This is a genomic window from Oxalobacter paeniformigenes (assembly GCF_027158465.1).
Taxonomy (GTDB): Bacteria; Pseudomonadota; Gammaproteobacteria; order Burkholderiales; family Burkholderiaceae_D; genus Oxalobacter; species Oxalobacter paeniformigenes.
The window spans coordinates 427763-442525 of the sequence record NZ_JAMKYL010000001.1 but is presented as its reverse complement, the minus strand read 5'-3'; the positions used below and the strand labels follow the sequence as shown (position 1 = coordinate 442525).

Here is a 14763-nt window from a genome sequence, read left to right as displayed (position 1 = left end):
GATGCAAAACGGAATTTTCCCGCCGCTCACACGCCTTGCCGCCCTCGTTTTGATGGCGGTCGGCCTGTCCGCACACGCCGCCGAACCCGCCGGAGAAAATACCGGCGCCGTCACGACGCCCGCGGCCGAAACGGCGGAAAAAACGCCGGCTTCGCAACCCCCGGCCAGCCCGCGCGACGAAGGCCTGCGGCTCTACGGACAGCGCAAATATGAGGAGGCCCTGCCCTACCTCATGACGCCGGAAGCGCAAACCGATCCGCTCGTCCAGACCGCACTGGGCAACATGTACAACCTCGGCCTCGGTGTCGAAGCCGATCCCGAAAAGGCTCACGACTGGTACACCAAAGCCGCACGGCAAGGCAACACCGTCGCCCAGCTCTATGCAGCCTATGCACTGGAAAAAGGGCGCGGCACAAACAAAAACCTGCGCGAAGCCATCCGCTGGTACACCAAAGCCGCCAACGGCGGCTTGCCGGCCGCCCAATTCAGACTCGGCTACCTCTATGAAAAAGGCATCGGCGTGCGCGCCAGCCTCAAACAGGCCAACACCTGGTATCTCAAGGCCGCCGAGGCAGGACACCCCGGTGCGCAAACCCGTCTCGGACGCGCCTACAACGAAGGGATCGGCGTCAAACGCGACCACCTCGAAGCCGCCCGATGGTTCTACCGCGCCGCCGAACAGGGCAACGCCCTGTCCCAGACCGCGCTGGCATGGCTGTATGAAACCGGGCTGGGCGTCGGCAAGGATGAACAGCGTGCCGCACGCTGGTACACCAAAGCCGCCGAACAGGGCTATGCCCCCGCCCAAAACAATCTGGGCTACCTCTACGACACCGGCACAGGCGTCCCGCAAGACTTCGGACAAGCCATGAAATGGTATGAAGCCGCCGCACGGCAAGGCAACGTCTCCGCCATGTACAACCTTGGCCAGCTGTATTACCTCGGCCGCGGTACCCCGCAAGACTATGCACGCGCCGCCCAATGGTTTTCCAGAGCTGCCGACAAGGGACACGCCCGCGCCATCAACAACATGGGCATGGCCTATCTGGACGGCATGGGCGTCGAAATGGACCCTGTCCGGGCCGGTGAATACTTCCTGAAAGCCGCCAATATGGGCAACGCACCCGCCCAGTACAATCTGGCGACCCTCTACGTCCAGCGCCCCGACGTCCTCACCACGGCAAACCGTGCCAAAACCGACGCCCTCGCCCTGAAATGGTTCCGCAAAAGCGCGGCCAACGGCCATCCCGCCGCCATGGAATATCTGGCCGACGTCTACCGCTACGGCAAGCTAGGACAGCGACCCAACGCGAAACTCGCCGCCAGCTGGCAGGAAAAAGCCGATGCCGCGCAGGAAAAAGAACTTGCCACCCAAACCCCTGTCGCCCTGCCGCAAAGCGCACCCGACGATACCGACACCCCTGCCGCGAAACCCGCTACCGCCACGAGCGATACCAGCCAATCCAACCCCTACGAAGCGGAATACCTGCGCTGACCCTCACATCCGGTTACGCCAAACAGGACAACCACCGCCCTGCCGCATACCGCATGCCATCCGCACATCCCGCACATCCCGCTTACCGGCAGCAGAAACGGCGAATACGACCGCGACACAACCGCAATTCATCCCGATCGCAGAGACCCGCCCGATCCACCATCCTGCACCGGACACAAGCCGGTTCCGGTCTTCGGCGAACAGGCCCGTGAGCACCCCGTTTTCCCCTGCTGCAAGCGCATGCATCGCCGCATGACCGACAGGCTTTCCCATACCGGCAACCCGCCCTATCCCCTTCCCGAATGGCCATACTTTGACGCCGTCACGACAAAATCGCATGCCCGTACATAAATAATCGGCAAAACCGAAAAGAAAATCAGAAAAAACCGAAAAACAAAACGCAAACAAAAACCGAAACAACACACAAATAAAACCGAACAAAAAAAACCGGATTAAAAAAAACAGAACAGAAAATCAGTCATTCACGAAAAAAGATGCAGAAAGGAACATAAACAAAAAACGAAACGACCGGCAAATAAAACCGAAGAAAAGAAAAACCTTGACGGCATTCGGTTACATGACGGCACGTCCGGATCGGTTCATGCCAAAATACCGTCATGGCGATACGGGCAGATACCATACCGTCAACAAAAAAAGAACGGAATATCAAAAAAAACCGGAGTCTCCGGAAAAAAAGCGTGATGAATCCGTAAAAAAACGCGGAAAGGAAAATAAAAGAAAAACTGAAAAGAAGAAGAGAAATGAAAAAAGGGAACCGGAAAGGAAAAAGCGCAGGAGCCGTTCGGTCACTGGACCACGAACTCCTGCGCCTTGTTTCATACCCGCAGGGTCAGCAGCGCGGGAAACACTGTAAGTAATTGATTAACCGCGATTTGCGTCGGCGTTTACATCAACGCTGGCATGGCGGGTATTCTGGCTCTGGAATACATCGGCATCATAGACGTTGCCGAATGCATACGGCAGCGGATTGAACGATGCTTTTTCTTCGGCATTATAGGACACACCCAGAATGACACCGATTGCCATAAAGCAAATGAAAATGGACATGATAAATTCGCCGACAACATGGGATTTTTGAGTAGACATTATATTCACCTTAATCAATTAAAATTTTTGCTCTCCATCATCATTTTTGAAACATCAAATAACTACGCTCCGTAAGGTTTAATGTTGAACTCAATCTGGCGTTTCATTCACCGGAGAGATTAGTGAAGGCCACGGGTTACTTTTTAAAACAACTCCCATTTTGCAGCAATAAAGTTTTCTATACATATTCGTTCATGTTTTTTTATAAGCCTTCCGAAAATCAATTGTCCGTATTTTCATTTCCCAATCTATCATCATGATTTACCTTCGATTTTCCGGTACGGACACAACCTTGTCGCACCTTTTCCTGCCAGATCTCCGGCCATATACAAACCGGCACGATTTGCGGAAAAAATCGCTTGCAGCAAAAAAAACAACATCTTCGTCACCAGCAGAAAAAGCGGATTTCTGGCCGAAAAACACTACAAAAACGATGCAAGCCCCCCAGGAACATCCATCCCGACACCCTCCTGATACCCTTCCCATACATGAAAACAGGTCAGGCCGGACAACCGGACAACCGGACAAACAGGCAAACAGCCAGACAAACAGGCAAACAGACAGACGACGATACACGTGCGGCAAGCCGTCAGACAAATACAAGGGGAAAAACAGGTACCGAAAAAAGAAGGGAAAAAGAAAGGGGAAACGGTCAGGCGACACGTTTCGCACAAAAGAAAACGCGGCTCTGGCGAAGCCGCGTATGGGGTTTTCGATCGGTTTTTCCAGCTTCGCGAAGCTGACCATCAAGTCCCCGCAATTTCATTGTAGCCACAGTCCCGTCCGTTTTCAAGCCTTTTTCCCGGCAAATTTCACACAAAAATCCCGGTACGCCCGCCCCCGGTTTCCCGCCTGCCGTACTGCATGGTCTTATCCCCGTTTTCTGTGGACAACCTCGTGAACAAAGCGCCTTTTTCCTTCCCGATCAACGTATTGCACCCGATGCCCATCCATAAGGCATTTTCCCTGCTCGCCCTGTTCCCGCGCACTGCCGAACACACAGGCACAGGCGAAACGACACAAGGGCCGCACCGGCCGCCGCCCCTCCTGCAACACCTCACGATTTATTTCCTACCATATAAATAGGAAATAGGTATAATAGAAAAAAACGACGGCAGGCGGATTCCGCCATGCTGGTGAAACCGGAACCAACACCATGAAAATCTCGACCCGTGGACGATATGCCCTGCGCTTCATGATCGACCTTGCCCGGTATGGCAACGGTCAGTATGCCCTGCTCAGGGATATCGCCGCACGCCAGCGGATTTCGCTCAAGTATCTGGAACAGATCGCCACCGCACTGGGAAAAGCGGGACTGATCGACAGCATGCGCGGCCCGCAAGGGGGATACCGGCTCACCCGTTCGCCGCAGGAATATACCGTCGGCGACATCCTGCGCCCCATCGAAGGCCATCTGGCATGTGTGGCATGTCTGGAAACACATCCGAACCCCTGCCCGCAATACAGCCAATGCCAGACCGTCCATTTCTGGGAAGGACTCCAGCGCGTCATACTGGACTATCTCGACGGCACCACCCTGGCCACGCTCGCCGGGCAACACGAAAACACACCGTTTCCCTGCTGAAAGCTGCCAAATGGACAAAACCTTTCTATACTGCACACACGACGACAGGAACCGTCCTGCCAGCACCGGCTGCCAGACCGGCAGGTCATGCCGCGCCGGTGCGGTTCCGCCGGGAAACGCGCCATCACGCGTCCCCACCCGTTTTGACAGACTTTACCGATAAAACAGACCATCAAGGAGAACACATGTCCCATATCGCCAAAAGCGCCACCGACCTGATCGGCAACACCCCGTTACTGGAACTGGGCCGCTATTGCGCCGCCCACGCCCCCGACGCGACCATTCTGGCCAAGCTGGAATTTCTCAACCCGGCCGGCAGCGCCAAGGACCGTATCGCCAAATCCATGATCGAGGCGGCCGAAGCCGAAGGCAAACTCGGGCCGGGCGCGACCATCATCGAACCGACTTCCGGCAACACCGGTATCGGACTGGCCGCCGTCGCCGCCGCCCGTGGCTACCGTATCATCATCACCATGCCGGAAACCATGAGCGTCGAACGCCAGAAACTCATCCGCGGCTATGGTGCCGAACTGGTCCTGACCGAAGGTGCCAAAGGCATGAAAGGCGCGATCGACAAGGCGCTGGAACTGGCGAAAACCATTCCGGGCAGCTTCGTGCCGCTGCAATTCGACAACCCCGCCAACCCCGCCGCCCACAAGGCCACGACAGGCCCCGAAATCTGGCGCGACACCGATGGCAAGGTCGATATCTTCGTCGCGGGTGTCGGTACCGGCGGCACCCTGACCGGCACGGGAGCCTACCTCAAGGAACAGAATCCCGCCGTGCGCGTCGTCGCCGTCGAACCGGCCACCTCTCCGGTCCTTTCCGGTGGCAAGAGCGGCGCACACCAGATACAGGGCATCGGTGCAGGCTTCATCCCCGCCGCACTGGACACCAGCATCTATGATGAAGTCATGCCGGTCCCCAACGAAGCGGCTTTCACGACCGCCCGCGCTCTCGCCCATACCGAAGGCGTACTCGTCGGCATCTCATCCGGCGCGGCGCTCTGGGCAGCGACCGAACTGGCCAAACGGCCGGAAAACCGCGGCAAAACCATCGTCGCACTCCTGCCCGACAACGGCGAGCGTTACCTTTCCACCGCCCTGTTTCCGGACGCCTGAAACAGCCGAAAAACCTTTTTGAAACAAGACACTATGGAACAGGACACCCTCTGCATCCATGGCGGAACGACCGGCACCGACACAAGCGGTGCCATCGCCGTCCCGATTTACCAGACCGCCACATTCGCCCACCCCGCGCCGGGCGAAAGCACCGGCTACGACTACACCCGCGACACCAACCCGACCCGTGACGCGCTGGAAGCGGCCATGGCGAAACTCGACGATGGTGCGGCCGCGCTGGCCTTCACCTCCGGCATGGCCGCGGCTGCCGCCATCATGGAACTGTTTTCGCCGGGCGAGCACATCATCGCCACCGACGACCTTTACGGCGGCACCTTCCGCCTGTTCGCGCGTATATCCGCCAAAAACGGTATCGCATTCGACTGCACGGCCACCACCGACATCGACAACATCCGCGCCCTGATCCGCCCGGAAACCCGCGCGATATTCATCGAAACGCCGACCAACCCGCTCATGCATGTGAGCGACATCGCCGCCATCGCCGAACTGGCGAAACGGCACCGGCTCCTGCTGATCGTGGACAACACTTTCCTGTCCCCCGTTCTCCAGCGCCCGATCGCGCTCGGCGCGGACATCGTCCTGTACAGTGCGACAAAATACATCGCCGGCCACAACGACACCGTCGCCGGCGTACTGGTTACCCGTACCCCTGAACTCGCCGACAAACTGCGCTTCATCCGGCTGACCACCGGCGCGGCGCTCGCCCCGTTCGACAGCTGGCTGGTCATGCGCGGCCTGAAAACCCTCGCCGTGCGTATCGAGAAACAACAGGCCAGCGCCCGCGAAATCGCCGGCTGGCTGGCATCGCGCCCGGAAATCGGACGGGTTTACTACCCGGGCCTGCCCGATCATCCCGGATACGCCACCAACCGCCGTCAGGCCGACGGCCCGGGCGCCATGATCGCCTTCGAAGTCAGCGAAGCCGCCGGCGGCGAGACACTCGCCCGCGCCATCCTCGCGCGCGTCAGGCTCATCCGCTTCGCCGAAAGTCTGGGTGGTACCGAAAGTCTCATCACCTACCCGCTCACCCAGACACACGCCGCCATTCCCGAAGCCGACCGCATCGCACGCGGCATCACCAACCGCCTGCTACGCCTGTCAGTCGGACTGGAAAACGTCCGCGACCTCATCGCCGATCTGGCGCAAGCCATCACCGGCGAAACACCCGACACCGCGCACACCGGCCATGGCTTCGATGAAATCATCGACCGCAAGGGCACCGGCTCACTCAAATTCGACGCCGCCCTGTCCCGCGGCAAACCGCAAGACGTCCTGCCGATGTGGGTCGCCGACATGGATTTCCGTTGTCCACCCGCCGTCACACAAGCCCTGCACGCCATGGCGGAACACGCCATCTACGGCTACACCGAACCCCGCGACGGCTACTTCGAAGCCATCCGCGACTGGTTCGCCCGCCGCCACCACTGGCAAGTCAACAAAGACTGGCTCGTCATGACACCGGGCGTCGTATTCGCATTGTGCGCCGCCATCCGCGCCACCACGCGCGAAGGCGATGCCATCCTCATCCAGCCGCCCGTCTATTACCCATTCGCCAGCTCCGTCACCGACAACCGGCGACGCCTCGTCCACAACCCGCTGGTACTCAAAGACGGACGCTACACCGTCGATCTGGCCGACTTCGAGCGCAAAATCATCGACAACGACGTCCGGCTGTTCATCCTGTGCAACCCGCACAACCCCGTCGGGCGCGTCTGGCGCCGTGACGAACTCGCCGCCATGGCCGACATCTGTCTGGCACACGGTGTCACCGTCATCGCCGATGAAATCCACGCCGACTTCACCTTTGCCGGACACACCTTCACCCCGTTCGGCACCCTGGGCGAAGAACATCTGGCCAACGCGATCATCTGCACATCACCCGGCAAAACCTTCAACCTCGCCGGCCTGCAAAACGCCAACATCTTCATCGCCGACGAAGCGAAACGCCGCGCCTTTCGCCGTGAAATCGACGCCACCGGATACAGCCAGATGAACACCGCCGGACTGGTGGCCACACAGGCCGCCTATGAAAACGGCGAAAACTGGTTCGATGCGCTCCTTGCCTATCTGACGGCAAACCTCGCCATCCTGCGCGAGTTCACCGCCACCCGACTGCCGGGCGTGACTCTTGTCGAACCGGAAGGCACCTATCTGCCCTGGCTGGACTTCTCCGGCACCGGCCTGCGCGGCAAGGCGCTCGATGACTTCGTCACGCACAAGGCCGGACTGTGGCTCGACGACGGCGAAATCTTCGGGCCGGGCGGCGAAGGCTTCGCCCGCATCAACATCGCCTGTCCCGCCGCCACCCTCAGACGGGCACTCATCCGGCTGGAAAAAGCGCTTGCCAGCCTGAAAGGCAATCGCACATCCGCCCCCTGACGGATGCCGCAACGAAAAAGCCGGACGCAAGTCCGGCTTTTTTCATCATACCTGCATATCCCAAAACCGGCTGTTTCTCATCCGCTGTTTACGTCAAAATAATGGGAAAAAGGAATCGCCATGCACCATAATCCAGCTTTGCCTCCGCTTGCCGTCGGCAAAAACCTGACCGATATCGGCATACCATTCGAAAACGATCTTCTGGATCGTAAAAAACTGGCCGACAAACTGACCGGCTATATCGACCGTCTGGCTGCAGGTGCCGTCATCGCCATTGACGCACCATGGGGCGAAGGAAAAACATGGTTCGGCAAAAACTGGGCAAAACAACTGGAAAACGACCATCGTGTCATCTATCTCGACGCATTCAAGGGTGACTACATGGATGATCCGTTTTTGCTCATATCTGCTGAAATCACCCGTTTACTCGACAAGAACGGACAATCCGATTTCAAATTGAAAATCGCGCGTGCCATGAACCTGCTGCTGCCGATCGGCAAAACAGCCTTCCAGATAGCAGCCGGTACTCTGACCGGCATACCCGATATCACCGCAAAAACCGCCCATCTGCTCGATACTTTGCAAGCGGCTGCCAGCGATTCCACCGAAAAGCTGATTCAGAAAAAAATAGAAGAATATATCGCCGAAGAATCGTCCCTGACCGCTTTCAGAAACCGGCTGGCTTCCATCGCATCAACAGAAGAAAAACCGATCGTCTTTTTCATCGACGAACTGGATCGCTGCTCACCGGTCTTTGCCATTGCGCTGCTGGAAAGAATCAAACACTTTTTTGAAGTGCCAAATCTGGTCTTTGTCCTGCTGATTCATCGTGACCAGTTATATGAAGCCATCCGCGGCGTTTATGGACAAAATACGGATGCTGTGGCTTATCTGCACAAATTCGTCCATCTTTTCATGACGTTGCCAGTTCACAGACTTCCCCCAGGACACAAACTGCGTCTGATGCAAAAATTCATCGCTACGCTTCTGACACGACACAAAATCGACAGTAGAAACAATATCCGCTATTTGTTCGTCGAACACTTTTCGCTATGGGCATACATTGCATCCCTGACATTGCGAGACATGGAAAAAGGGGTGGCATTGTACCTGCTGGCCGATCACCTTTTTACCCATCCCGACAATTTTTTCAACATCAACCTTTTCTGCTTCCTGATCGTCCTGAAACTGCAACACCCCCAATGGCTCGACCGTATTCTGGACAGTGACGGAACGCTCTATGCCGAACTTCAGACAAACTATTTTTCAAAAACCGAACACAGCCGCCCGATTCACAAAGAAATTCAGGAACTTTTGAGCCATTGCATCGAACTGTTCCACAAGGCGCTGGTTGAATATGATCCCTCGTCCATTGAAGAATTGAAACGGTTTATCAACGAACTGGATCTGTCCGTCTGAAACCGCCCTTTTCCCTACTCCTCGATGCGCTGCTCGGCCATCAGCAAGCGTTCTTCCAGAAACTTGCCGAAGTCGCAGCCGAAGCGCACCTGTTCGCGTTTCTGGTTCGCGAACAAACGACCCAGCGTTTCGTCGTTGATCTTGAACGGCAGGCGCCCTTTTCGGTAATGCGGAAAACAGGCCACACGGTACAGCGGCAGATACATCGCGGACGGCAGCGGTTCGGAAAAATGGTTGTATTCCTCGCATACCGCCTGCCAGCGCATGAGCGTTTTCCTGTCCATATGCATGACGAGAAAATCCTCGAAATTCATCCGCGAGAACAGAAAGTCGGGAATGGTCCCGGGCTTGTTTTCATAGAGCTTTTTCTGGCTGTTCATATAGATGTCGCGGTCGACCCAGATCACGATTTCCGCATGCCGGTTTTCGCGCCGCACATCGCGGTAACGGTTCACCGCCGCCTTGTACACTCCGCTGCCGATGACGTTCGTCGCAAACGCCAGCGGAATCTTGTGTTCGCGGAAAAAACGGTTGAGCTCCTGCAAATAACCGTTTTCGGACGCGCCCTCGCAAATGACCACGACCGTATCGACCAGAGGTTTTCGTTTCTTTCGGCTCATAGCGTTCAGATATACGGAAAAGGAATCCCTGAAAAGCGTCCCGTCAGATACTGCCGCCGGAAGTTCTCGACCTTGTCGACACCGGAAAAATCCGAGATCCGCGCGATCGTCGAACCTTCCTGCAAGGTCTTGCTGATGATGCCCACCTCGGAAATGCGCAACAGATTGGCATCCAGAATATCGGTATTGTGAACCGTACAGATCAGCTGCGCCCCCCGGCTGTTGTAACGCTTGTCCTTGAACAGGCGGATCAGCTCGATGAGCAGCAACGGATGCAGTGATCTGTCCAGCTCATCGACGGCGACCACCCCGCCGGACTCCAGTGCCGCCAGAAACACACCCAAAAGCCCCGCCACGATCTGCGTGCCGCTGGACTCTTCGGTGCTGAAATCGAACTCGACTTCATTGCCCTGCGCATCCTGATGAAACGAACAAATCCTGTCCGTATTGAGCACGATACTGTCGCCCTCTTTCTCGAAACTCGTCAGCCGCCGCAAAAATTCCGGATCGACATCCAGATAATTGCGTTCATGCGTATCGCGGTCGAGCCGCATGCGCTTGCGATGCAATTCCATCCGGCAGATATGGATATCGAGATTTTCCAGCAAGGCGGTGATCCGTGCGAACGCGTTTTTCATCGGATCAGGATCGTCGGCCTTTTCCAGCACCGACGCGAACAAATCCACCCCGCGCGAAATATGAATCGTATTGTCGTTCAGGACAATGATCCCCTCGTTGAAAAAATCGAATACCGCCGTCACCAGCGGATTGAGCCCGGGATAACGCTTGCCGATGACCGACAGGAAAGACGCCGTCTGCTTGTGCTGCGGCGTGCTGCATTCGACACGGAAAATTTCCTGCAACCTTTGCTCCGGATAGGATTCGGTCGCCAGCGGCCCGAACATCTGTCCATCCTGCCCGACGGAAAACAGCAATTGGCCATCGGCAGAGAGCGATTCTTTCACGAACTCATCCCGGTCATACTCGATGGCATACACGAAACGGTGCCCCTGCCGGACAATCGTCGCAGCAAACGACGTCGTTCGCAATTCCGGATGCAACTTGTCGGGACGGAACTTGCCCTGCACCCCTGACACGGCACAATCGCGGAACGCTCCCAGCGCCATCAACACATTGGATTTGCCCGATGCATTCGAACCATACAGCGCCAGCGTCGGCACCAGCCGCACCTTCGGTGCCGGCTCGATGAAAAACACCCTGTCGGAATCCCGGAAACCTGCCGGTGCCCGCTTTTCGGCGAAAGCGAAACTGACCGTCATATCCAGAATGGAACGGAAATTGCGGATCGTCAGCGAAGACAGCATACACCCCTCCTTCAGATGTCATGCACCGGAAAACGGCACTAACAATACCATGCAGTATAACCGATGCCCGCCTGCCATCATGCCTCTTCCGCGACAGAACAGCCCCTTTGCCCCGACAAGGCCAATATCATGCGCCCAATCATTCGATAAAACAGAAGAAACCATCCCATTTTATTTGATTTATATGAAGCAAAACGTCACGTAATATGAAAACGTCGTAGAGAAAGTATGCCGTGGCCTGTAGGGGGAAAGCAGTGTATGCGGCAAGATGCTTGCTCCACGGCACAGCAACACACTCCTTCTTCATCAAGCCCCGGTAACACGGGGCTTTTTTTTTGGCCGCCGCGTCACCCGTAACCGCGATACCCGCCGCTATCCCGCAAGGCTTTTCCAAAATACCGTTTTGCGACACCACGTTACGACACATTTTCGCAACACTGCCTTTTTCGCTATCGGACAGCATCATGTCCTTGCCATCGGCCATATTCATCCGGCGAACCTTGCCGCAGACCACCGGAAAAAAACGGAATCCCGCCTGATTCCGGCAACGGAAACGGCATATCCATGCCGTCCGAACCATCCGGCATTTTCCTTTTCGCCAGGCTTTTCGGAACCTTTTCAGAGGGGAATTCAAAAACTTCGATAAAAACGAACAAATAATCCTATTTTTTGTTGTTTATTTGAAGGGTAAGGTTGCGTACAATGACAATCATTGAGACGTTGATGAATAGCCATAGATTCTGAAACGCACTCTTTATCAAAAATGCATCTACTCTCTCCGAAAAGCCCCTCTTGCCAAGGGGCTTTTGTTTTGTCCGTCCTGTTCCGTCAATCATCGCCGCCATACTCTGACAAGTCCCTGTTTCATCAGGTTTTCCGGCCGGCGGGCCTTGCCTGTGTCCGTACAGTCCGGAAGCGTTTGCCCATCGCACCGTTACCGGTTTTGGCCAGACACGCACCGGAACCGTTCCTTGCCGAAACACCCCGTCCGACGCTGCGCCGCACCGGATTCGCACCGGCTTCCGGATATTCCGTTTTTATTACGCTATCGGCCGAAAGCGCCCCAAAAAACGGAAGAGCGCAAAAAACGTTCCCCGGTGCAACGTGCATCATCCCAGACGGAAGCCTTCGCTGCTGTACAGGCCGTCGTCCTTGAGACGCTGCACCTGTTCGTCCGAGAGCGGCACTTCGATGGAATCGATCATGATCATCAATGGCCCCGGACTGTCGCCCGTATCCATCGCCTCGATATACAAGGTCTTGTCCTTCACATAAAAGCCCAGCGCATCTTCGGGCACCTCGATACCGAGGGCTTCCAGTTTCTTTTTCGATACGAACTGATCGCCGAGCTGATCCGGTTCACGCATAGTCACTCCTGTCGGTGTTGTTCAAGATGCGCTATTGTACAGGCAAATCCGCCGTTTTCCGTGACGTGCAGGGTACCCGCCCGCATGCCCGCGCCATTCATCCTGTATATACCGACGGCACATTTCCGTCATTTTGGGGTAAAGTAACCCCTGACAGAAACCCCACCTCTCTTTCCCCCATCCACGGAGGTTTTGCATGAACCGCAGTGCACGGTTGGCCGGCCGCATGCCGGAAAACGCCCTTGATGACATCGCACGCCCGTTCGCGGGCGATCTGCTGGAGCGAACCCATCTTGCCGACAGGCTCACCACCTATATCGACCGGCTGCGCGAAGGCGCCGTCATCGCCATCGACGCTTCATGGGGTGAGGGAAAAACATGGTTCGCGCGCAACTGGGCCGCCAGTCTGCAACGCACAGGCCACCCGGTCGCCTATCTGGACGCCTTTTGCCAGAACGACGAACTCGACCCGTTTTTCATCATCGCCGCCGAACTGGCGATCCTGCTGGATGACGGACAAGGTACCGGCGACACCATCCGTGGCGAAGCGGCACGTCTGATGAACGCGCTGGTTCCCCTCACCGGACGTCTTGCCGCACTCAAAACCGTCGCATTGCAGGCATCGGGAACTCCCCTGCACGATCCGGCGGCCGGAAAGGCTTCGTTCAGAACCGCCAGCGAAGATACCGAAAACTGGATCGAAAACCGGCTCAGGGCCTACCCGTCGGAAAAAGCCCTGTTCGCCAACTTCCGGCAATCGCTCGGGCGCATCGTCGCCGCCAGCGGAAAACCCGCCGTCATCGTCCTCGACGAACTCGACCGGTGCCGCCCATCGTTCGCCATCCGCTTTCTGGAACGTATCCGGCACTATTTCGACATGCCCAATCTGGTATTCGTTTTGCCGGTGACCCGCATCCAGCTCTACGAAGCCGTCAAAAGCGTGTACGGCCCCGATACCGATGCCGGTGCCTATCTGCACAAATTCGTCAATTTTTTCCTGTCCCTGCCGGCATTTCCGCAAAACGACCCGTCACGGCTGGCACACATCCGCGCATTCATTGGTGCCGTTTTCACGCGACATGGCATGGACACGACCGAAAAAAAACGGCAACGCTTCACCGAACTGATGACCGCATGGGCAGCGCTGGTTCCGCTTTCCCTTCAGGAAATCGAACGCGCCACCACCTTTTACATTTTCGCGGACGAACCGCCGGAACCCGGCATCGCCACCTTCCTGATCGTTCTGAAAATCCGCAAGCCGGAATGGCTCAAACCGCTTCTCGAAAACGACCGGCAGACACTGGCCGCCCTCTCGCAAGGCTTTCTCTCGAAAATCGTTGCGGGCAGCCGCAAGCTGCCCATGTCGCCTGACGGATACTTCAACGCACTCAAAACCTTTTTCGACAGCGAAACCAGCAATCGCATGCAGGATCGGGAAGTCATCAACCGGTTCCAGAACGATGTACTCGACCCCAATTCGTTTTATATCGAATCGCTGGAAGAAATCGCCTACCTGATCCGCATGATCGCGGGCAATCTCAATATGGACATCACGGGATAGCGTCGCCGCAAACGGCATTTTTGCCGCAAGCACACAAAAACATGAAAAAAGGCGGCACTTTCATGAAGATGCCGCCTTTTTCGATAAAGTTGTCCACAGATGGCAAACCGGATGCCTATGCCCCATCCGGCCCCAGACAATGCACCGCATAACGCGCTGCGCCGTCCGGTGCGCCGCTTTCTCTCTCCACGGCGAAGCGGTAACCGTCATGCACTCCCTCGGCTTTCCGGGCGGCTTGCAACCGTGCCGGAAAATCCGCGCCGAACACATCCGCCAGCGCCGCCTCACCTTCCAGCACGCAATCGGCATACGTCACATCGCTTTCATCGAGTTCCAGCGATTCCTGATCCCCCGTCAGGGAAAAGCACATCGAAATTTCCAGACACGGCAAGCCGCCGTGAATTTTCATCTGGCTTTCGGCCATCCCGACATAAGCCGCGATCGTCTCGTCGCTGACGCGACCGGCAAGATTTTCGCGGACAAACGCCTCGATCGTCCGTTTGCCGCTTTCACTGATGATTTTCTGCATGCTCGTCATCCCGTTCATGAATACACACGGCCGCAGCCGTCCCGAAAGGAAATCATACAATCATTTCCGCGCATCGCGCAAAAAACGGGCAACCGCGTCCGAAACCCCGTCGGCAATGGCATCCGTTCATGTTATCCACGCGGTTATCCACAGAAAAAGTGCACAAACGCACAACATCCGGCATACGCCTGTCCCGTCAGCATGAAACGGTCCCGGCCGTGAAATGAATACGAT

The 14763-nt window shown here is 56.6% G+C and carries 14 protein-coding genes; 7 read left to right on the top strand and 7 right to left on the bottom strand.

All coding sequences use genetic code 11. The annotated features are described in order from the left end of the window. Position 1 precedes the first annotated feature (1 nt). On the top strand, positions 2-1495 hold the full coding sequence (locus NAI64_RS02015; RefSeq protein ID WP_269297266.1) for an SEL1-like repeat protein: 1494 nt from the start codon (positions 2-4) through the stop codon (positions 1493-1495). A 3-nt stretch (positions 1496-1498) separates the two neighbouring features. Here the strand turns inward: NAI64_RS02015 and NAI64_RS02010 are convergent, their stop codons facing one another. Continuing rightward, positions 1499-1768, bottom strand: a complete 270-nt coding sequence (locus NAI64_RS02010) for a hypothetical protein (protein WP_269297265.1) — start codon at positions 1766-1768, stop codon at positions 1499-1501. Positions 1769-2096: 328 nt separating this feature from the next. Here NAI64_RS02010 and NAI64_RS02005 point away from each other — a divergent pair, with 328 nt between their 5' ends. After that, entirely contained in the window at positions 2097-2369 is a 273-nt protein-coding gene (locus NAI64_RS02005; protein WP_269297263.1) for a hypothetical protein, read from the top strand. 8 nt (positions 2370-2377) lie between these two features. Here NAI64_RS02005 and NAI64_RS02000 read toward each other — a convergent pair whose 3' ends face one another. Then, on the bottom strand, positions 2378-2602 hold the full coding sequence (locus NAI64_RS02000) for a hypothetical protein (protein ID WP_269297261.1): 225 nt from the start codon (positions 2600-2602) through the stop codon (positions 2378-2380). Between the two features lie 1156 nt (positions 2603-3758). Between NAI64_RS02000 and NAI64_RS01995 the strand changes: the two genes are divergently transcribed. The 4 genes from NAI64_RS01995 to NAI64_RS01980 all read left to right on the top strand — a co-directional run bounded on the left by NAI64_RS01995 (position 3759) and on the right by NAI64_RS01980 (position 9127). Continuing rightward, entirely contained in the window at positions 3759-4187 is a 429-nt protein-coding gene (locus NAI64_RS01995) for an RrF2 family transcriptional regulator (protein WP_269297259.1), read from the top strand. A 185-nt stretch (positions 4188-4372) separates the two neighbouring features. Continuing rightward, entirely contained in the window at positions 4373-5308 is a 936-nt protein-coding gene (cysK, locus tag NAI64_RS01990) for a cysteine synthase A (RefSeq protein WP_269297257.1), read from the top strand. A 33-nt stretch (positions 5309-5341) separates the two neighbouring features. Beyond that, the gene (locus NAI64_RS01985; RefSeq protein WP_269297255.1) at positions 5342-7708 is read left to right on the top strand and encodes a PatB family C-S lyase; all 2367 of its coding nucleotides are present in this window, start codon (positions 5342-5344) and stop codon (positions 7706-7708) included. 120 nt (positions 7709-7828) lie between these two features. Beyond that, positions 7829-9127: a KAP family P-loop NTPase fold protein gene (locus tag NAI64_RS01980; RefSeq protein ID WP_269297253.1), complete on the top strand. Its 1299-nt coding sequence runs from the start codon at positions 7829-7831 to the stop codon at positions 9125-9127. 14 nt (positions 9128-9141) lie between these two features. On the opposite strand, the gene NAI64_RS01975 is transcribed toward NAI64_RS01980, so the two are convergent. The 4 genes from NAI64_RS01975 to NAI64_RS01960 all read right to left on the bottom strand — a co-directional run bounded on the left by NAI64_RS01975 (position 9142) and on the right by NAI64_RS01960 (position 12439). Then, entirely contained in the window at positions 9142-9747 is a 606-nt protein-coding gene (locus tag NAI64_RS01975; protein WP_269297252.1) for a hypothetical protein, read from the bottom strand. Between the two features lie 5 nt (positions 9748-9752). Beyond that, positions 9753-11072, bottom strand: coding sequence for an AAA family ATPase (locus NAI64_RS01970; RefSeq protein WP_269297251.1), 1320 nt, complete (start codon positions 11070-11072; stop codon positions 9753-9755). 139 nt (positions 11073-11211) lie between these two features. After that, a complete protein-coding gene (locus tag NAI64_RS01965) occupies positions 11212-11652 on the bottom strand; it encodes a hypothetical protein (protein ID WP_269297250.1) in 441 nt (146 codons plus the stop codon). A 529-nt stretch (positions 11653-12181) separates the two neighbouring features. Further along, positions 12182-12439, bottom strand: a complete 258-nt coding sequence (locus tag NAI64_RS01960) for a hypothetical protein (RefSeq protein WP_269297249.1) — start codon at positions 12437-12439, stop codon at positions 12182-12184. Positions 12440-12635: 196 nt separating this feature from the next. On the opposite strand from NAI64_RS01960, the gene NAI64_RS01955 reads away from it, so the two are divergent. Next, positions 12636-14000, top strand: a complete 1365-nt coding sequence (locus NAI64_RS01955) for a KAP family P-loop NTPase fold protein (RefSeq protein ID WP_269297247.1) — start codon at positions 12636-12638, stop codon at positions 13998-14000. A 115-nt stretch (positions 14001-14115) separates the two neighbouring features. On the opposite strand, the gene NAI64_RS01950 is transcribed toward NAI64_RS01955, so the two are convergent. Continuing rightward, complete coding sequence (locus tag NAI64_RS01950) at positions 14116-14529, bottom strand: hypothetical protein (protein WP_269297245.1); 414 nt, start codon at positions 14527-14529, stop codon at positions 14116-14118. Positions 14530-14763 lie beyond the last annotated feature (234 nt).